A 19258-nucleotide genomic window follows, 5' to 3' on the forward strand; every position below is an offset into this window, starting at 1 on the left:
ATATCATGTAATGCCCTGGTTGTGAATGACCATTCAGTCAGATGTATCTCGCAAAAAATAAATACCACTCCTAATATTGAATATTCTATCTGTTTTTTCATTTTCCTGCTAGATGTAAAAAGTTAGATTTGCGCTTTTTACATAACTTTCTTTTATTTTGTTCTCTTTTTCGTTACAAAAACGGAAATAAAAATACCTGTCTTCTACATAAATAGGAGACAGGTAACTTATCCATTCAATAATGTGATTACATTCTTTCTGGAGCAGAAACGCCAATCAGACGCAGCGCATTGACAATTGTAGTCTGCACGGCTTTCATCAGCGCAAGACGTGCATGTGTCAATCCTTCATCGTCTGTGATTACGCGCTCCGCATTATAGAAGCTATGGAACAGCGATGCCAAATCATGCACATAGCGTACAATACGATGAGGTGCCAATACCTCTGCAGCACCCGCAATCTCCTGCGGAAACTCACCCAGATGCTTCAGCAGGTCAATTTCCTTCTCACTTTCCATGCGGCTGAAATCCGCTTTGCCCATATCAAATGCAATACCCTGCTCATCAGCCTGACGGAAAATACTGCAGATGCGCGCATGGGCATACTGTACATAGAAGACTGGATTCTCATTCGACTTCGATACCGCCAGATCCATGTCAAAATCTAAGTGCGCATCTTGGCTGCGCATTGCAAAGAAGTAGCGAGTCGCATCGGTTCCTACTTCTTCCATTAGATCACGCATCGTCACCGCTTTGCCGGTACGCTTCGACATCTTCACTTTTTCGCCACCTTGATACAGACTGACCATCTGATTAATCAGAACAACCAGTTGGTCCGCATCATGACCAAGACACTGCATCGCAGCCTTCATCCGCGGAATATATCCGTGATGGTCAGCGCCCCAAATATTAATCAATTGATTAAATCCACGGCTGAATTTATTCTCATGATATGCAATATCTGGCGTTAGATACGTATACGTACCATCCTGCTTAATTAATACACGGTCCTTGTCATCCCCGAAATCGGTAGAACGGAGCCATGTCGCACCATCCTTATCATACACATAGCCTTTCTCACGCAGCACGCCGACAATCTCCTCCACTGCGTTTGTTTCGTACAAGGATGTTTCACTGAACCATTCATCGAATTTCACACGGAAATCGGCAAGGTCCGTCTTGATTTTCTCAAGTTCCTTATCACGGCCCCAGTTACGGAAGAAGACAAAACGCTCTTGCGGCTCCATCTTGGCATATTTGTCGCCATCTTTTGCGGCCAGCTCTTTTCCGAAATCGATAATATCCTGACCATAGTAGCCATCCTCTGGCATCTCGGCATCCTGACCGAGCGCTTGGAAATAACGTGCTTCAAGAGAACGCGCCAGATTTACTATCTGATTTCCTGCATCGTTAATATAATACTCTCGCGATACGTCATAGCCCGCCATATCGAGCACATTGCACAGCGCATCCCCAAATGCAGCACCACGCGCATGACCTAAGTGCAGGCTGCCTGTTGGATTGGCGCTAACGAATTCTACCTGTACTTTTGTTCCTCTGCCTGCATCGGTACGTCCATAAGCGTCACCCGCATCGATAACCTGACCAATTACACCGGTCAGATAGCTGTTATCCATATAAAAGTTAATAAAGCCCGGGCCTGCAATCTCAACTTTAGAAATGCTGGCGGCCTGCTTGTTAAAATGAGCAACAATCTCTTCAGCAATCTGACGCGGGTTTTTACGTGCAATACGCGTTAGCTGCATTGCGACATTCGTCGCATAATCCCCATGCTGCTTATCCTTTGGCAGCTCCAGTACAAAGTCCGGGATTTGTTCCGCTTCGACAATTCCCGCTGCTATGACAGCTTGTTTAATTTGTTCAATAATTTTACCTTTGGTTTGTTCTACTACACTCACGGTAATCCTCCTCAATCTATATGGCATTATGCACGCGTAAGCCGACACTGCACTGTATATCGTCCAATGTTCTGCTCATTCAGATACAAGTCATACACCCAGACCGCCGTGCGGAGATATCCGTCCGCATCATAGCGAAGCGCAATGTCTCTTGTATCGGTATCCATCTGCATCACGCCTGCTGCACTATGATACAATCCGCCTGTTTTTACTCCGGGGCGATATGACTGTCGCATCGATACCACCCCGTTGCGAATGACGACAATTTCATCCTCTTTTACCTTGACGGTTGCGTTCGTCTCTCCAGCCTCATCCTGCTCTACATACTTTATGTACCAAGTTCCATTCATAAAATAAAGCTGTCCGGTATAGGCAATTCGATTCGTCTCCGCCGGAGCCATCGTCAGAGAGAATTCGCTAATTACTTCAATGCTGACTTCTTGTACGGGAAATGTACCCAATTGTATCACCTAATAAGCTCAATCTTTGTTATTTCTATATTCTACGAGATATGGATAAGAAGAAGCAAGATATAAGGAAAAGTGCGGTCCGTAAATAGACCGCACTCTCTCTATCATTTCCCTATTTAACCATTGTTAAAATCACTTCACGAATCATTTTGGAGGCGAGAATTTGCGTTCTTTCTGACTGGTCAAGCACTGGCGCCACTTCTACAAGGTCAAAGCCTACGACGTTAAGCTCCGACAGCAGATAAATCGATTCAATCGCTTCCGCAGAAGAAATGCCGCCCGGCTCAGCTGTCCCTGTTCCCGGTGCATAGGCTGGATCTACGGCGTCAATATCGAACGTAACATAGACAGGGCGTCCCTTTAATTCTTCGAGGCATTCTTTTAACGGCTCAATCACTTTGAATTTGCTCAAGTGCATGTGATCCCGCGCGAACTCGAATTCTTCCTTCAAGCCGGAACGGATGCCGAACTGGTATACGTTCTCCGGTTTCACATAATCAAGCGCGCGGCGAATAATGGCGGAGTGGGATAGTGCTTCCCCTTCCATCTCTTCGCGCAGATCAGTATGGGCATCAATATGCACAACAACTAAGTCCGGATATTTCTCAGCCATAACTTTAATCGGAGCCAGGCTTACAAGGTGCTCGCCACCCAGACCAATCGGGAATTTATTGTCCGCGACGATTTTGCGTACGTATTCTTCAATCGCATCCAGACTGCGCTGAGCACTGCCAAACGGAAGCGGAATATCCCCCGCATCAAAATAAGCAACTTCACTAAGTTCACGATCTGCATACGGGCTGTAGTCTTCTAGGTTAATCGACACTTCGCGAATACGGGTCGGACCGAAGCGGGAGCCAGGGCGAAAACTGGTTGTCCAATCCATCGGCATGCCATAGATGACAGCCTGTGCGTCTTCATATGTGCTCTGTGCTTCAAAGAATGCATGCCCGCTGTAAGATGGGTTAAAAAAATGCACGGCAACTCCTCCTTATTTCACCAGATCTTCTACAAACTTCGGTAGCACAAACGCTGCGTGGTGCAAGCGCGGTGTATAGTACTTTGTCTCGCGTTCTGGAATGCTTTGTACATCTACCGCTTCCGGATCGTACTTTTTCGAGCCGATTTGGAATACCCACATGCCGCTTGGATATGTTGGGATGTTCGCTATATATGCTTTCGCAATCGGGAAGATCTCTTTGATATCTTTATTTACTTTACGAATCAGGTCAGCTTTGAACCACGGGTTGTCCGTCTGTGCAACAAACATGCCGTCTTCTTTCAGGGCTTCATAGATACCTTGATAGAAACCGCGCTCAAACAACGGAGCTGCCGGGCCAACCGGTTCTGTAGAATCTACCATAATTACATCATAGAGGTTTTTGCTTTTAACAATATGCATAAAGCCATCGTCAACCTGTACATCTACACGCGGATTATCAAGTTCACAGGCGATTTCCGGAAGGTATTTCTTGGAATACTCAATAACCTTGCCGTCAATATCTACTAACGTCGCTTTTTTAACCTTCTCGTGTTTCATAATTTCACGGATGACACCGCCGTCACCGCCGCCAACAACAAGCACATTCTCCGGATTTGGATGCGTATTAAGAACCGGATGCGCTACCATTTCATGGTAGACGAACTCATCTTTTTGTGAAGTCATCACCATGCCGTCAAGGAACAACATGTTACCGAACTCTTCCGTCTCCACCATATCAAGCTTTTGGAATTCGGTCTGTTCTGTATGTAAAGTTTTATTAACTTTAATCGTAATACCAAAGTTTTCGGTTTGCTTTTCTGTGAACCAGAATCCACCCATCTTTTCCAGTCTCCTTTCGCATTTTCACAGATGTGAAAAGCGGTATATTTTGCAATGATCCTTAGCGAGAATCCTCTAAAACAAGTAAATTATATAGGACTCACTCCAAAAATCAAGCACTCATTTTTTATCTTACCCCATCTGCCTGCCACTTCCCAGAAAACTGAATTAAAAATCATCAAACTTTTACATTTTTTCTCCGTATAACCTTATGTATCCATTTCATTTTCTAAAGGAGGAAGCCGCTTGTGAAATCAATAAAGAAAAAAATGCTGGCAGCATCATTAACTGTCGCCATTAGTATCCCTTCCTTTGCATCAGCCGCCACCTTGGCGCCGGATGCGCCTGTTTCTCTACGAACACTGGGGGAAGAAGCCGGAGCCGTGGTCACATGGGATCAGACAACGCATACAGCAACATTACGATTGGATGATCTTACTGTACTCATCACAAAAGACAGCGATCACATGATCGTCAACGGGAAGAGCATTGCACTTCCAGGAAAAGCGAAAATTGTAGACGGTCGAATTATGGTTCACGCTTCTGCTCTGCATACGTATCTAGCCGATAAAAAAGAGGTAAAAGACCAGCTCAAAACAGCAACCAACTTTATCGAGGCGATGCAAAAAGAGCAATTCGACAAAGCAGTGCGCGATTTCTCCCCAGCTCTACTCAAGGTTCGAAGCGAAAAGCAAATGAAAGGCTACTGGGAAGCCCTTCCCAAAGAACTCAATGCTGGACAGCTTAAGGAAGTCGGCAAAGCGGTCTGGAAAAACAAAAACGCGGTGCATACAAGTATCGAAATCCCCCTCGTCTTTGAGAAAGCAACGGTGCCAATCAGCATCAACCTAAATAAACAAGGACAGATCAATGATTTTATGATCTCCCTCATGCCTGCCGCACCGAAAATAGCGAATGACCCTACATACAGCAAGAAAGACACCTTCACAGAAAAAGAAGTCACCGTTGGAGAAGGAACCTTTGCTCTCTCCGGTACAATCACGATGCCAAAAGGCGATGGACCCTTCCCGGCAGTAGTACTTGTCCAAGGCTCCGGAGCGCTTGATCAGGATGAAACAGCATTCGCACTTAAACCGTTCCGCGACTTGGCCCACGGGCTCGCTTCCCAAAATATCGCGGTGCTGCGCTACAATAAGCGAACCTTTGAACATCCAGCCAAGACAATGTTTGATCGTAATCATACCGTAGATAAAGAGACGACGGACGATGCTCTGCTTGCTGCTGATCTGCTTGCAAACACAGCCAATATTGATAAGAATCGAATCTATGTGATCGGCCACAGCCAAGGCGGCCTGATGCTTCCGCGCATCTTAGAAAAAGGCGCAGATAAGATAGCAGGAGGCATCTCTCTTGCCGGTCCTGCACGCACGTTGCCGGATATTATGCTTGATCAATTCGATTATCTCGCCTCTGTTGGGCAGTTGCCTAAAGATCAGCTTGAACCAATGAAAAAACAGATCGAATATTTAAAAGACCCTAGCTTCTCTGGAGAAAACCCGCCTGAAGATTTCAATTTGGGTCTGCCTATGTTCTGGGATTCAATCCGCAGCATTAAGGCAGCAGATGACGCCAAAAACCAGACCACACCGCTTCTTATCCTGCAAGGAGAGCGCGATTATCAGGTAATGGCTGATCCTGAATTCAAAACATGGAAAGAAACGTTAGCACATCGCAGCGATGTGACATACAAGCTCTATCCAAAGCTCAATCACTTCTTTACAGAGGGAGAAGGGGCAATGAGCAAACCAGATGAGTACTTTATGCCAGCCAACATCCCATCCTATGTGATCGACGACATTACGAATTGGATCACCAAGACGAAGAAATAAAATAAAAACCATTGCCTGCATGTTGTACTGCGGGCAATGGTTTCACTTTTCTGCAAAGGTAACTGATCAGTTGCCGGTTTCTAGCTTACCGCCCATCCGGCCTACGACCAGTACCACAATGACACAAAGCACTGGGATCACAAGCTCTGCAAACGTATTTCCCTGCAGCATGCCATGCACGAAAGCGTCAGAGGTAAACATCTCGCCCGCCGTCCATCCAAGCACAGCGGCCCCGAGCATAATGAACCATGAGTAGCGGTTCATTAATGACATGATAAAGGTGCTGCCCCATACGATAATCGGAATGCTGAGCACAAGGCCCGCCATCAGAAGATAAAAATTCCCTCCGGCCGCTCCGGCTACGCCAAGCACATTATCTAGTCCCATGACAAAGTCCGCCACAATGATCGTTTTTACCGCTGCCCAAAAGCTTGTTCCCTGCTTAATCTCCGTCTCTTCATCTTCTTCTCTCAGAAGCTTAATGGCAATCCACAGCAGGAGCAGACTTCCGATGACCTCGATAAACGGAATCTCCAGAAGATAGGCAGCGATTAATGTTAGAATGATCCGCAGCACAATCGCTCCTACCGTCCCGATCAGTATCGCTTTCTTCTTATGCTCCTCCGGCAGCTTGCGGCAGGCCAGCGCTATCACCACCGCATTATCTCCGCTTAGCACGAGATTAATTAAGATGATTTGTAGGAGAATAATCATCCAATCCATGTATGTTCCTCCCATTACGTTTACAGGTAGCATAACCAAAAAATAATAGATTACGCTTCTTCGTTAATAACCACGCTCTTGCCACGCATCTTCAGCACGATCGGAATCGCAAGCCACAGCATCGATAGCACGATAAAGACAAGAGACAGCGGCTTCTCCAGAAAAATTGTAAAGTCGCCGTTGGAGATCGTCAGCGCACGCCGCATGTTATTTTCAATCATTGGCCCTAATACCAAGCCAAGCACAAGCGGCGCAAGCGGAAAATCGTTTTTGGCAAAGAAATAACCAAGCACACCGCAAAGAAGCAGAAGCATAAGGTCAAAAATACTGATCTGCACCGCATAAACACCAAAGACTGAGATTGCGATAATAATCGGAATCAGATATTTGGGCGGCGTCTCAATAATCTTAGCAAAGACTTTGACCAACGGTAGATTCAAAATCAAGAGCATAAGGTTACCGATGAACATACTGGCAATCAATCCCCAGGCAACCGTCGGATGATCGCTGAACAGAAGCGGACCTGGCTGTACGTTGTACATAATCAGCGCGCCCATCAGAATCGCGGTTGTACCCGAACCAGGGATACCAAGCGTCAGAAGCGGAATCATTGCGCCGCCGGAAGCTGCATTATTAGCGGACTCCGGTGCAGCCACGCCTTCAATCGCTCCCTTTCCGAATTTATCCTTGTTTTTGCTAACCTTCTTCTCAAGAATATAGGAGAAGAAAGAGGCAAGCGTCGCTCCGGCTCCCGGGAGAATACCAATAAAAAAGCCCAGCAGCGAACCGCGTGTAATGGGGCCGGCGCTATCACGCAGATCTTCTTTTGTCGGCAGAATACGGCCGACCTTCGCTACCTCACCCTCTAAGTGTTCGCGTTCAAGAATGGTCTTAAACACTTCACCAAGTGCAAACAGCCCTACTGCAATCGTCAGAAACTCAAACCCTTGATACAATTGGGGTACATCATACGTAAAACGTGCTACACCAGAGACATTATCGATCCCCACCGTAGCAAGAAGCAATCCCAATACGGTCATAATCAGCGCTTTGGTCATCGACTTCCCGGCCAAGCCGCTGACTGCACATAGCCCAAGAATCATTAAAGAGAAATAATCGGCCGGACCAAACTTTAATGCGACAGCAGACAATGGCTGCGCAAGTAAAATCAAGCCAACAAGAGAGACAATACCTGCTACAAAAGAGCCGATAGCGGCGATGCTCAGGGCAGATCCTGCACGTCCCTTCCTTGCCATCTGATATCCGTCAAGCGTGGTCACAACCGAGGACGACTCCCCCGGTGTGTTCAATAGAATGGATGTGGTTGAACCACCGTACATCGCTCCGTAATATACACCTGCTAGAAGAATAATCGAGCTGGCTGCCGCATCTTCCGGTGCAGCTCCGCTCGTTAATGTCGCCGTTACAGGAATCAGCAGAGCCACCCCGCTCATCGGACCGATGCCCGGAAGCACGCCCACCGCTGTTCCAATTAATACACCCACAAAGGCATACACAAGGTTTTGCCACTGCATCGCAACAGCAAATCCATGTCCAAGAAATTGAAGAACGTCCATTCAATCCACCTCCTACCCGCTAGAAACCCATCCATTCCGGAAATCCAGGAAGGGAGCCTTGCAGCACATGCACAAATAAGTAATACACTCCGAATGAAAATAAGGTCGAGATTACAATCGAGAGGATCAATTTCGTTCTCTCCATCGTCTGAAATCCGATCAAAAGGAAAATAAAAGTGCCAATCACATAGCCAATCTCTTCAAGAAAATAACAATAAAGTCCAGCAGTCACAAAAATAATTAAAAATCGCTTATAATCAAGCTTTGCAGAAGAATCATCTGCCTTTGTATAATAAAATGTTTCATACAATAATCGTAAGCTCAGCAGTATAAGCACAATACCTAATACCAGCGGAAAAATATTAGACCCAACCGTACTTCCGTATGCACTTACCGCAATTTTTCTGCTCTCTAGTGCAAATAAAAGCCCCATCAGAAGAAACAACAGCCCGGCAGTCCGATCAAATGTCTTGCTCATCGTCTCCCCCCATTCTCATGAAGACAAAGGAGAAGAACGAATCTCCTCCTCTATCCCTTTCTATTTCGCCATACCAAGCGCCGTTAACATCTCTTGTACCTGCTTTTCCTGCTCGCTTAAGAATGCTGTGAAATCAGCTGCGTTTTTATATTCACCTTCCCAGCCGTTCGCCTGCATCTCTTTTTTCCACTGTTCATTTTCAGACAGGGCTTTCAGCTTTTCTTCCCAGTATGCTTTTGCATCATCCGGCATTTCCTTCGGTCCGAAGACGCCGCGCCAGATGGTGAATTCCGTATCAATGCCTTGTTCCTTAAATGTCGGCACATCCTTCAAATCACCGGACAGACGTGCAGGTGCCGCAATGCCCAACACACGAACCTTGCCTGCTTTTACATATTCACCTACGCTTGAAGCATCGGTTCCAATCGCATCCGCATTGCCGCCCAGAAGCGCAGCAATCGCTTCTCCGCCGCCGTCATACGATACATATTTTAATGTTTTCGCATCAATGCCTGATTTAAAGGCTGGAAGAACCGCAATCAGATGATCCATAGAACCCGGAGCTGATCCGCCGGCAAGCGTCATTTTTCCAGGGTCTTTCTTCAGTGCTTCAATTAGCGATTTCATATCTTTGTATGGTGAATCATTATTGACAACGATTGCACCATAATCCTTGGTTAACTGAGCCAACGGTGTCGTGTCCTTATAACCGAACGGGCTGTTTCCTTCTTTTTTCAGGTTATTAATAAGAATCGGCGGGGAGTTAACGAATAAGCGGTATGGATCTTTTTTGTCCTTTGTGGCATATTCCGCCATGAATACAGCGCCACCGCCGCCCGGCTTATTCTCTACGAGCATCGTTTGTTCTACGAGCTTCGTCTCTCCTAATACTTTCGTTATCGAACGCGCTGTCTTATCCCAGCCACCACCTGCGCCGCTTGGTGCAACCATGGTAATTTGCTTCGTCGGATAATTGGACGCGCCTCCTTCTTTCTTGCCTGCTCCAGCGCTTGTATCTGTATTGCTTCCGTTGCCACAGGCTGCCAGCATTGCTACAATCGTTAGGCTCAAGCTGGCTGTAATCATTTTTTTCCAACCTTTCATGTGTGAAGCCCCCTCTCAAGTCTTTTGTAAAACGTTTACAAAACAAAAAGGACAGATTGTTTTTCTGTCCTCACTGTAACACCTTGTATTCTGAATTTATATATTATTTAAATAAATCTGATTAAAAGTATAAGTTCTATTTTGTTCATAAAATTCATGACATACGATAGTATCTTCTCTCCGGCCTGCCGACTGTACCATACACCAAATCCGCCCTGAGTCGATCAATGGATACGAGATATTCAAGATAGCGACGGGCAGTTGAACGGCTAATGCCCACCTGTTGGCTCACCATCTCCGATGTCACGCCATCTCCCATTCCCACCATTTCATTCATTACTTTTTCTAATGTCAACCCATCGATGCCCTTTGTTAGAAACTCTTCCCTACCACCGGACTCTACTGATCGATTCTGACCGCGGAACCAAAGTGTATCAATTTGTGATTGCTCCATTTTTTCTGCTTTTGTCATCAGATACAGATCATTACGGTACTTTTCTAAGCTCTGCTTAAAACGATCAAAGACAAGCGGTTTTACGATATAATCTCGCACCCCCCCGCGCAGCGCATCTTGAATCACTTCGATTTCTTTGGCGGCGGTAATCATAATAATATCTACATCCCAATACTTTGACCGAATTTCCCGGACCAGCTCCACTCCTGTACTATCAGGAAGATATACATCAAGCAGCACCAATTGGGGGCGATATACTTCTATCCAATCCCTGGCCTCTTCCCCACTCTCCGCAAGAGCCACCACATGAAATCCTTCAATCTTCTCTGTAAACCGACGATTAATCTCTGCGATTCGTCGGTCATCCTCAATGATGAGTACATCAATTTGCCTGTCTGTCACACAGCATCCGCCCCTCTTTTGGAATAACGACCGTAAATAACGCCCCGCCCTCTTCGCCTCTCTCTACGGTACAATATCCGCCCATCTCTTCAAGCAGACCCTTGATATGAGCCAGTCCAAAACCGCGCCGTTCTCCTTTCTTGGTCGAGAAACCTTCATCGAATATATAGGGAATTGCCTTATCCGGTACGCCTGAACCGCCGTCTTCCACTTCAATGACAATATCGCTTGCAATATTCGTAAAAAAAAGCTTCACCTTTCTTCTCTCCGGCATCTCCTTCTGAACCGCTTCAAATGCATTGGTAATGAGGTTGCCGAGAATGGATACGAGATGCTGCCGGTTAAGATGGGTCGGCAGGTGATCAAGTTCACTATGCGGATCGATCTCAAATGCAATCTTAAGTTCCCTGGCTTTATTATAAAGCCCAAGGACAATCGCACCCATCCAAGGGTCCGGAAGCCGCTGCATAATAAGCTGGATAATATCCTGCTGGATTTCTGTCTGCTCGTGAATCAGTTGAATGGCTTCTTCATACGACTCCAACTGCAGGAGACCGGAAATGGTGTACAGCGTATTGCTGAACTCATGCGTCTGCGCCCGAAGTGCATCCGCATACCGCTTTACCTGAGATAATTCCTTCGTCAACTGGTCTATTTCCGACTTCCTGCGAAAACTCGCCACCGCCCCCTCAATGCGATTACTGCTGCTCAGCACAGGAACACGATTCACGATAATTTCCTGCCCATTCACATCCATCTGCCGATCGTACTGTTTCTCTCCACTTTTCATTACCTCTATCAACTTTGTATGCGGAAACAGGTCAGCGATCGAGCGTCCGACAAGCGAGGTGTCTGAAGACAGCGAGAGAATATCATAGGCCGCCTGATTAGCCAGCGTTATTCTGCCCCTTCGATCCACCATAACAATTCCTTCGCGGACCGATTCGATCATGGCACTTCTTTCGGTGAATAAGGATGCGATCTCCTCCGGTTCTAAGCCAAATATTTTATTCTTAATATGCCTCGCAAGATAAATCGCTCCCGCACCGCCGAGCAGCATAGCGAGAATCGCAATGCCCAACACCTGATCCCGGTATTCACTGACCGTTTCATTAATATCTTTAATCATGAAACCAACCGATACGACACCGATTACGACACCTTTATCATTAAATATGGGGGCTTTGCCCCGCAGCGACGGACCAAGCGACCCTGTGGCTTTCGATATCACGGCATGCCCTAATTCAAGCGCCTGCGTATTATCTCCACCAACCATCTGCTTTCCTATGCGGTCAGGCAGGGGATGTGAATATCGTATGCCTTGTCTATTCCCAACCACAATAAATTCAGCTCCGGAATTCTTCCGAACCAGTTCAGCTATCGGTTGGATTACTGTGGATGGATTCTCTGATGCAAAGGCACGGCGCAGCTCCGGGATATTAGCGACAATCTGAGCAACACTTAGTGCGCGCTGACCGACTTCCGCCTCCACCTTCTCTGAGATAATGACGTAAAAAAACAGGCCCATGCCAATAATGATAAAACTTACGATCGATAAGGCAAACATAACAATTCGAGTCTGCAGCGTAAGTGGGCGCATATGTATGTTCCCCCTTCATGTTAAGCGCTTACAAGTCATTATAAATCTTCAACCAACTGTAGGCTACATGAAAAATAAGAAGCATTCCGCCTCTCTCAATACAACCGGTACCTACGTATAGATTTTACTAGATTTCCCTATACTGATACTGCAAGATAGTAGAAGGCATAGGGAGGTCTTCACATTGGAAATCAAACGGGAGGACCAGTTCATTCGTTGGCTGCGTATCGCAGGCAAAGCGATGCGCTGGCTGCTCATTACACTGGTTATTATTACGGCATTGTCTATATTATTCGTTCTCTATCTCCGTTCCCAGCCGCTGCCCAAAACGGATATTAACGAAACAACAACGATATACGGTGCAGATAATACCGTCATCGCTGCGCTCTATAAAGGGGAGAATCGTGTCTTCCTTCCGCTTGCGCAAATCCCTGAATTTGTGCAGCAGGCATCCATCGCCATCGAGGATCGGAAGTTCTATGATCATCCCGGCTTTGATCTCAAGCGCATCGCAGGGGCTGCACTCACCGATCTGCGCCATATGGCAAAAGTGGAAGGGGCAAGCACCATAACAATGCAGCTCGCCCGCAACCTCTACTTAAGCCATGACAAGACCTGGGCGCGCAAATATAAAGAAGCGCTGCTCACGATCCAGCTTGAGCTTAATTACACAAAGCCTGAGCTGCTTGAATTGTATCTGAACCAGATTTATTACGGACATGCCGCATACGGCATTCAGGCAGCCGCCAAGACGTATTTTGATAAAAACACAGGCGATTTGACACTTGCTGAGGCCAGCATGCTTGCAGGCATTCCAAAGGGACCGCGCTTCTTCTCCCCATTCATTGATATGAAAGCGGCGAAAGAGCGGCAGCGCATTGTGCTAAATACGATGGTAGCGGAGCAATACATCACAAAGCAGCAGGCGGATGAAGCATTCGCCGCGCCTCTCAAGCTTACTTCCCTGCATAATAAGGGCAAGGCCACCGCACCGTACTTCCGCGATTACGTCGTGAAGCTGGCAAAGGACAAATACGGACTCGACGAAGAAACGATTGAACACGGCGGCCTCAAAATCTATACGACACTTGATCCGCTCATGCAGCAAAAAGCCGAAGCTTCTGTACAGAAATATCTACCGAAAGACCGGAATCTGCAGGTTGCGCTCGTCGCCATTGAACCGCAGACCGGCTATATCCGTGCGATGGTAGGCGGACGAGACTATACAAAAAGCCAGTTCAACCGGGCTACTGCCCGTCGCCAGCCCGGTTCTGCATTAAAGCCGGCGCTCTATCTCGCTGCCCTTGAAAACGGGTTTACCCCGCTTACGAAAATCAAAAGCGAGCCCACCGTATTCACACTCGGAAATGATGCGACATACATTCCTAAAAATTACGGTGACCAATATGCACATGACTACATCTCTATGGGGGAAGCCATTGCCCGCTCCGATAATATCTATGCCGTCCAAACCCACATGACCATCGGGCCAGACAAGCTGCCCACAATGGCCAAGCGCTTAGGGATTGATTCACCACTGCAGCCGCTCCCATCGCTTGCGCTCGGCAGCAACCCTGTCATGCCGATGGAAGTCGCGCGGATGTTCGCTACCATTGCTAACCAAGGTCAAAGAGCCGATGTGCTTGCAATTACTCGGATTGTGGATCGGGAAGGACGAACCCTAATCGAGAATGTACCACAGACACAGCAGGTAGTGAGTCAGGAAAATGCCTTTCTGCTGACACATATGATGGGAAAAGTATTTGAGCCGGGCGGAACCGGACAGCGGGTGCGCTCGCAGCTCCATCGTCCCGTCGCCGGAAAAACCGGAACGACTGATTTCGACGCGTGGTTGGGCGGATTTACACCACAGTTAGCTTCTGCCGTATGGGTTGGATATGATGACAATAGCAAGATCGACAGCTTCGCAGATGCGCGTCAGGCCGCTCCGATCTGGGCCGATTTCATGGAGCAATCGCTTACCGGAAAACCGGCTGCTATCTTTCCTGTACCGCCTGGGGTTGTACCGATCTATGTCGATACAGCTACAGATAAGCTGGCAAGCCAGGATTCAAAAAAGCAGGAACTGATGTACTTCATTCCGGGAACCGAACCGAAAGAGTACTATCAAGCGCCCAAGGCGCCGCCAAAGGAAGAGCCGAAGAAACAAGAATCCTTCTGGGATAAAATGAAATTCTGGAATTGAAAAAAGGGAAGCAGAGCGTGTTCCTTGACGCTCGCTTCCCTTTTTTACGTGTCCTAGTAATCGATGTGTATGGTACACCCTTACATTCTATCCTAGTCACAATGCTGCAATCAATTATTGACAAAAAATTTCACATTCCGTTCAATTTTTTATGCCAATTTTGCCTTTAATTCTTCTGGAGAATTGTTCCACATCTGCGGATTGTGACTCTCCAGCAATTCACGAAGGTTCTGTTTCTCTTTTTCGCTCATTCCTTCAAGTATAAAGCGACGTTTCATCGCATAATCCATCTTATTCACATGGTCGGCGAGAATTTTCCAACCGCGGCGAGCTTCTCTGTCAACAAGCATCTCGCAGGCCGTTACGCCCGCGTAGTATGCTCCGTTCTCCCCAATATCGTTGGCTACCCATACGAGCCAATAACGCTTGCCATTTGGTACATCTTCCTTGTTCATAGAGAACTTGATGCCTTTTTCCACAGCACTTTTCGCATGCAGCGCCCCAACATCAATTACAGCTTCTTCCTCACTCACGATAATGGACGATACATTGCCCAAATCAATCATACCCGCGCCATAGCCGCCATGTACCTGATTTTTATTGCTGATAATATTAAAGCCACCTTGCTTACCTTTAAACAAGTCCATACTAATTGAAGCCTCCTCGCTTATTGCTGAACGCGCAACCGCCGTTTGATCTCTGCTACAATCTTCGGATCACGCGTACCGTCTTCAAGAAAATCAAGCGGATAATACAGTTTGTGATCATACCGCCGCTTGCCAGATATCGATTCCACAATCACGGAGCACTTGGACAACTCCTCAAGACTGCCGTCCGGCATCAATAGATAAATCGGCGTCCGATCTCCATCTTCACCGCTTCGATAAACATCATACGGCAAATCGGAAGGAGAATCCACTCCGAGATAGTATTCAGGGGTTATGCCTACGGCACGAAATAATTCATCAATGCCCTGCTTCCATTCTGTACTGCCGACCTTCTCTCCATACTCCACATACTTAAACAGCCTGCGGTTCATAAACCGCTGCGATAAATCCCGCAGAATCTCATCCTGCTCCTTACCCCATTCGTTCATATAAAACATGACCGTCGACTCATCAAGCGCAAGGTATTGTTCAAGCGTAATTGTCTCCTCGAACAGCGGAATAAAGTGTACAGGCCGCCACGTAAATGCATACCCGTGCTGATACAAATCACGCGCGCGCTCAAAAATCTTGCGCAGAATAACTTCTGCGCTTCGTGTCACCCGATGAAAATATACCTGCCAGTACATCTGATAACGTGCTACGATATAATCTTCCACCGCATGCATGCCCGTAGACTTCACAACGATCTTATCATGATGAGGGCGCAGCACACGCAGAATACGCTCCATATCAAAAGAGCCGTAGTTCGTTCCCGTATAGTAGGTGTCACGCAGCAGGTAATCCATACGATCGGCATCAATTTGGCTTGAGATGAGGCTTGTTACCATCGGATTCTCATATGTCTTCCCGATAACCGCCGCAACCTTGCGCGGAAAGTCATCCGAAATACTCCGCAAAATCCTATTTACCTGCGTGTCGCCTTCGATAATGCGCTGCGTCCAATATTCATGGTCAGTATGGAATACCTTCTCAAAGGAGTGAGAATACGGTCCATGCCCAATATCATGAAGCAAGGCGGCACTTAAGCATAACAGCCGCTCTTCTTCAGAAAAGGAGAAGGAAATACGACGGTTAAACTGAGCAAGTAGTCTACGCATGATCTCATACACACCAAGACTATGATTAAACCGGCTATGCTCTGCCCCATGGAACGTTACGTAAGAAGTACCTAGCTGGCGTATGCGCCGCAGACGCTGGAATTCACTTGCGCCAATCAGCTCCCAGATCAATTCATCCCGCACATGAATATAGCGATGTACCGGGTCCTTAAATACCTTCTCTTCCGTTAAACGTTCCGCCATCTACATCCCTCCTGCCTACGCTTGACGTAGTCGCTTCATCAATCCTTCCATCTCTTCCGGCAGCGGTGCCTCAACACACTGCCTCTCCCCTGTCACCGGATGATCAAATGCAAGAGAGGCAGCATGCAGCGCCTGTCTGCGCATGCCCACCACCCTGCCTCCTCCATACAGTGTATCTCCCATCAGGGGATGCCCGATATGACTGAAATGCACACGAATCTGATGCGTCCTTCCGGTCTCAAGCTCTATCTCCACAAGGGCGGCGCCTCCCTCTAGCATGCCCGGTACAGTTGGAAAACACTGAAGCACCTTATAATGGGTAACCGCGATATCCCCCTCGGAATGTACGCGGCGTCTTGTTGGATGGCGCACATCTCTAGCAATCGGTTCATTGATCGTACCACTCTCGCCTACAGCTCCTGGGCAGCCCTCTACAACCGCAAGATATGTGCGGCGAATCGTATGCTCACGAAGCTGCTTATCAAGCAGTTGGTGAATGAACGAATTACCAGCAATCAACACAGCACCGCTTGTATCCTTATCAAGACGATGTACGGGCCGTACCGCACGGGGTCTCCCCTGCTCCTTCCAATAATAAGCGATTCCATGAGCAAGCGTATGATTCTGTCCTTCCTTCACCGGATGTACGGCAAGACCCGCCGGTTTATTCACGACAAGTACCGCGTCATCCTCATACAATACAGAGAGCGCCATCGCCACGGGTGTAAGCGTAGTTTCTGGTGCGTCGGCAAGTAACACCCGAATCTGATCGCCCTCTTTTATTTTTTTCTTAAGAAATGTTTTTTTGCGATTCACAAACAAACCACTCTTTCGAGTCAGACGCTGCATCATACGACCAGATATCGATAGCCGTTCCTTCAACAACGACTCTACGGTTGTTCCATGATCATCTGCCCCGGCTGTATATTCCAGCCACTTTCCATCTATCTTCCATGATGTCATGATTTCACCTGCGTCGATTCAGCGCCTGGCGAATTCTCATCTCCAGCTCGCCCGGAACGACACCCCGCTTGCGATCAACGCTAAAGCGCACATATTGTTCATCTAAATCCAGCATCTCTTCAAAAATACCGCGTAAGCTCGCAGCGCGGCGATCGACCTGCATAAGCACATCCGCACCTTCTGGATGCACATCGAATATTAACTCAATCTCATCAAGCTCGCTGCGAAACTGTCCCGTCGGCTTAAACTCAAACTCCTGCACAAACGGCACCATCCGATGAATATGCTTCTTATATTCGCACGTTCCGCTTTCATACGAGTGACGGAATCCCATGCTCTCAACTTCAGCCAACAGCTGATCGACCAACGGATCGGGCAGCACCGTCACAATATCAGTATCTTTCGGGTCTACAGCCATCTCAATATCAAGCCCCGTACTCAAGTATACTTTCTGACGCCCAAATGAGATCGGGGAATGATACGGGACACGCAGTTGAAACGGAAGCACTTTTTTCTCACCCGGCTTAATTAACAGCGTATCAGCCACTCGGTAGGAAGCCAGCACCTCTTTATGCTTTGTCTTCGTATCGTTCGTCTCTTTATAGTATTCGGTATATAGATACATATAAATCTGCGAAATAGACTGCTCTACATTTCCACCTTCAATATGTACCTCTCCACTTAGCTCACCGCCGGGATATACTCTCGATTCAGCCAAACGAGCATCCACTTTCGCGGCCCCAATTCCAAAACTGGCAAGAAATTTATTTAGCATCACGCTTCATCCTCTCTCGAATGGTATCAGTATCGGTATATACGAAATCCGTTATGGAAAAGATTCATAAGAATACTATTCTGTGTCCTGCATGTTTTCTCCTCTCTCTACCCTCTTTTGACGCCGCTGCTTCTACGTTTTACAATGGATGCATACGAGACAAATTGGAGGAATGAATATGTACCAGCACATTCTACTTGCTTATGATGGCTCCGAACACGCCAAGCGCGCAGCCGAGAAGGCAGCCATACTTGCTGCTGAAACACACGCACAGGTTACCATAGTTACCGCATATCCGAAGTCACCCTCCCACATCCTTGGTGCCAAACCGGTTACTGAGGAAGAGATGGAAACCTACTGGGAAGAAAAAGCGGTAGAGATTGCCGATTTATTTCTTACGCGCGGTATTTCTTTCAGCAAGGTTGTACGAGCAGAAGAACCAAAGAGTTTGATTCTTGATATCGCTGAGGAAATAGGAGCAGACGTCATCGTTCTCGGCTCACGCGGACTTTCTAATTATGCACGTCTTATGATCGGCGGCGTCAGTCAAGCGATCGTTCAGCATGCCGACTGTGATGTCCTGGTGGTAAAATAAGGAGGTTTCACCCTCCCTCTCTCCGTGGAAAGTATCTAGTAACAACAACACGCTACCATGAAAAAGGAGAGATCAGAAATGAGTGCAAAACTGGAAACACTAATCGAAAACTTAAACACACTGTCCGATGAACAAGAAAGAAAGCACCAGGCGATGCATCTTCTCGTAGCCGCTATTATGGAACAGCCAGCGGAACAGCCTGTGCAGCAGTAACTGCAAACAGAAAATGATCCAATATTCATCTGCGTCTTTTTATGAACATATATGCTTTTTTACTTTTACACATAGTACCGGATAGAAAGGCCAACACTCTGTCATTTCGTGTTGGTCTTTATCGTATGCAGCATACATA

At 47.2% G+C, this 19258-nt stretch carries 18 protein-coding genes; 4 read left to right on the forward strand and 14 right to left on the reverse strand.

Annotated features, from left to right (window positions below; translation table 11 throughout):
* Positions 1-247: 247 nt before the first annotated feature.
* The 4 genes from argS to speE all read right to left on the reverse strand — a co-directional run bounded on the left by argS (position 248) and on the right by speE (position 4210).
* Positions 248-1945, reverse strand: a complete 1698-nt coding sequence (gene argS, locus AB3351_RS16400) for an arginine--tRNA ligase (RefSeq protein ID WP_371148231.1) — start codon at positions 1943-1945, stop codon at positions 248-250.
* Positions 1945-2379, reverse strand: a complete 435-nt coding sequence (locus AB3351_RS16405) for a YwiB family protein (RefSeq protein WP_371148232.1) — start codon at positions 2377-2379, stop codon at positions 1945-1947. The genes argS and AB3351_RS16405 overlap by 1 nt, the downstream gene beginning before the upstream one ends.
* A gap of 121 nt (positions 2380-2500) precedes the next feature.
* The gene (gene speB / locus AB3351_RS16410) at positions 2501-3367 is read right to left on the reverse strand and encodes an agmatinase (protein ID WP_371148233.1); all 867 of its coding nucleotides are present in this window, start codon (positions 3365-3367) and stop codon (positions 2501-2503) included.
* Between the two features lie 12 nt (positions 3368-3379).
* Positions 3380-4210: a polyamine aminopropyltransferase gene (gene speE / locus AB3351_RS16415; protein WP_371148234.1), complete on the reverse strand. Its 831-nt coding sequence runs from the start codon at positions 4208-4210 to the stop codon at positions 3380-3382.
* Positions 4211-4458: 248 nt separating this feature from the next.
* On the opposite strand from speE, the gene AB3351_RS16420 reads away from it, so the two are divergent.
* The gene (locus AB3351_RS16420) at positions 4459-6060 is read left to right on the forward strand and encodes an alpha/beta fold hydrolase (protein WP_371148235.1); all 1602 of its coding nucleotides are present in this window, start codon (positions 4459-4461) and stop codon (positions 6058-6060) included.
* A gap of 66 nt (positions 6061-6126) precedes the next feature.
* Here the strand turns inward: AB3351_RS16420 and AB3351_RS16425 are convergent, their stop codons facing one another.
* The 6 genes from AB3351_RS16425 to AB3351_RS16450 all read right to left on the reverse strand — a co-directional run bounded on the left by AB3351_RS16425 (position 6127) and on the right by AB3351_RS16450 (position 12404).
* Positions 6127-6783 (reverse strand): TerC family protein, encoded by a 657-nt coding sequence (locus tag AB3351_RS16425; protein ID WP_371148236.1) that lies wholly within the window; start codon positions 6781-6783, stop codon positions 6127-6129.
* Between the two features lie 50 nt (positions 6784-6833).
* Positions 6834-8360: a tripartite tricarboxylate transporter permease gene (locus AB3351_RS16430; RefSeq protein WP_371148237.1), complete on the reverse strand. Its 1527-nt coding sequence runs from the start codon at positions 8358-8360 to the stop codon at positions 6834-6836.
* 19 nt (positions 8361-8379) lie between these two features.
* On the reverse strand, positions 8380-8838 hold the full coding sequence (locus AB3351_RS16435) for a tripartite tricarboxylate transporter TctB family protein (protein ID WP_371148238.1): 459 nt from the start codon (positions 8836-8838) through the stop codon (positions 8380-8382).
* A gap of 60 nt (positions 8839-8898) precedes the next feature.
* Positions 8899-9942 carry a tripartite tricarboxylate transporter substrate binding protein gene (locus AB3351_RS16440; RefSeq protein ID WP_371148239.1) on the reverse strand — a complete coding sequence of 348 codons (1044 nt, stop codon included), beginning with the start codon at positions 9940-9942 and terminating at the stop codon, positions 8899-8901.
* A 154-nt stretch (positions 9943-10096) separates the two neighbouring features.
* Entirely contained in the window at positions 10097-10798 is a 702-nt protein-coding gene (locus AB3351_RS16445) for a response regulator (RefSeq protein WP_371148240.1), read from the reverse strand.
* Positions 10779-12404 carry an ATP-binding protein gene (locus tag AB3351_RS16450; RefSeq protein ID WP_371148320.1) on the reverse strand — a complete coding sequence of 542 codons (1626 nt, stop codon included), beginning with the start codon at positions 12402-12404 and terminating at the stop codon, positions 10779-10781. Before AB3351_RS16450 ends, AB3351_RS16445 begins: the two co-directional genes overlap by 20 nt.
* Before the next feature lie 178 nt (positions 12405-12582).
* Here AB3351_RS16450 and AB3351_RS16455 point away from each other — a divergent pair, with 178 nt between their 5' ends.
* The gene (locus AB3351_RS16455) at positions 12583-14604 is read left to right on the forward strand and encodes a transglycosylase domain-containing protein (RefSeq protein WP_371148241.1); all 2022 of its coding nucleotides are present in this window, start codon (positions 12583-12585) and stop codon (positions 14602-14604) included.
* Positions 14605-14753: 149 nt separating this feature from the next.
* Here the strand turns inward: AB3351_RS16455 and AB3351_RS16460 are convergent, their stop codons facing one another.
* The 4 genes from AB3351_RS16460 to AB3351_RS16475 are packed head-to-tail and all read right to left on the reverse strand — an operon-like array spanning position 14754 to position 18311.
* A complete protein-coding gene (locus tag AB3351_RS16460; protein ID WP_371148242.1) occupies positions 14754-15251 on the reverse strand; it encodes a YwhD family protein in 498 nt (165 codons plus the stop codon).
* A gap of 20 nt (positions 15252-15271) precedes the next feature.
* Complete coding sequence (locus AB3351_RS16465; protein WP_371148243.1) at positions 15272-16573, reverse strand: HD domain-containing protein; 1302 nt, start codon at positions 16571-16573, stop codon at positions 15272-15274.
* A 15-nt stretch (positions 16574-16588) separates the two neighbouring features.
* On the reverse strand, positions 16589-17536 hold the full coding sequence (locus tag AB3351_RS16470; RefSeq protein ID WP_371148244.1) for an RluA family pseudouridine synthase: 948 nt from the start codon (positions 17534-17536) through the stop codon (positions 16589-16591).
* A 4-nt stretch (positions 17537-17540) separates the two neighbouring features.
* The gene (locus AB3351_RS16475; protein WP_371148245.1) at positions 17541-18311 is read right to left on the reverse strand and encodes a sporulation protein; all 771 of its coding nucleotides are present in this window, start codon (positions 18309-18311) and stop codon (positions 17541-17543) included.
* Between the two features lie 178 nt (positions 18312-18489).
* Here AB3351_RS16475 and AB3351_RS16480 point away from each other — a divergent pair, with 178 nt between their 5' ends.
* Together AB3351_RS16480 and AB3351_RS16485 are read left to right on the forward strand one after the other, a co-directional pair.
* Positions 18490-18906 carry a universal stress protein gene (locus AB3351_RS16480; RefSeq protein ID WP_371148246.1) on the forward strand — a complete coding sequence of 139 codons (417 nt, stop codon included), beginning with the start codon at positions 18490-18492 and terminating at the stop codon, positions 18904-18906.
* 78 nt (positions 18907-18984) lie between these two features.
* Positions 18985-19119 (forward strand): hypothetical protein, encoded by a 135-nt coding sequence (locus AB3351_RS16485; RefSeq protein ID WP_371148247.1) that lies wholly within the window; start codon positions 18985-18987, stop codon positions 19117-19119.
* Positions 19120-19258 lie beyond the last annotated feature (139 nt).

The organism is Aneurinibacillus sp. REN35, from assembly GCF_041379945.2.
GTDB lineage: Bacteria > Bacillota > Bacilli > Aneurinibacillales > Aneurinibacillaceae > Aneurinibacillus.

What these genes read in the sequence shown, in the direction of transcription:
- argS (WP_371148231.1), bottom strand. Translation starts at nt 1,945, where the DNA reads ATGCCATATAGATTGAGGAGGATTACCGTGAGTGTAGTAGAACAAACC.
- speE (WP_371148234.1), bottom strand. Translation starts at nt 4,210, where the DNA reads ATGGGTGGATTCTGGTTCACAGAAAAGCAAACCGAAAACTTTGGTATT.
- AB3351_RS16425 (WP_371148236.1), bottom strand. Translation starts at nt 6,783, where the DNA reads ATGGATTGGATGATTATTCTCCTACAAATCATCTTAATTAATCTCGTG.
- AB3351_RS16430 (WP_371148237.1), bottom strand. Translation starts at nt 8,360, where the DNA reads ATGGACGTTCTTCAATTTCTTGGACATGGATTTGCTGTTGCGATGCAG.
- AB3351_RS16435 (WP_371148238.1), bottom strand. Translation starts at nt 8,838, where the DNA reads ATGAGCAAGACATTTGATCGGACTGCCGGGCTGTTGTTTCTTCTGATG.
- AB3351_RS16440 (WP_371148239.1), bottom strand. Translation starts at nt 9,942, where the DNA reads ATGAAAGGTTGGAAAAAAATGATTACAGCCAGCTTGAGCCTAACGATT.
- AB3351_RS16460 (WP_371148242.1), bottom strand. Translation starts at nt 15,251, where the DNA reads ATGGACTTGTTTAAAGGTAAGCAAGGTGGCTTTAATATTATCAGCAAT.
- AB3351_RS16465 (WP_371148243.1), bottom strand. Translation starts at nt 16,573, where the DNA reads ATGGCGGAACGTTTAACGGAAGAGAAGGTATTTAAGGACCCGGTACAT.
- AB3351_RS16470 (WP_371148244.1), bottom strand. Translation starts at nt 17,536, where the DNA reads ATGACATCATGGAAGATAGATGGAAAGTGGCTGGAATATACAGCCGGG.
- AB3351_RS16475 (WP_371148245.1), bottom strand. Translation starts at nt 18,311, where the DNA reads ATGCTAAATAAATTTCTTGCCAGTTTTGGAATTGGGGCCGCGAAAGTG.
- AB3351_RS16480 (WP_371148246.1), top strand. Translation starts at nt 18,490, where the DNA reads ATGTACCAGCACATTCTACTTGCTTATGATGGCTCCGAACACGCCAAG.
- AB3351_RS16485 (WP_371148247.1), top strand. Translation starts at nt 18,985, where the DNA reads ATGAGTGCAAAACTGGAAACACTAATCGAAAACTTAAACACACTGTCC.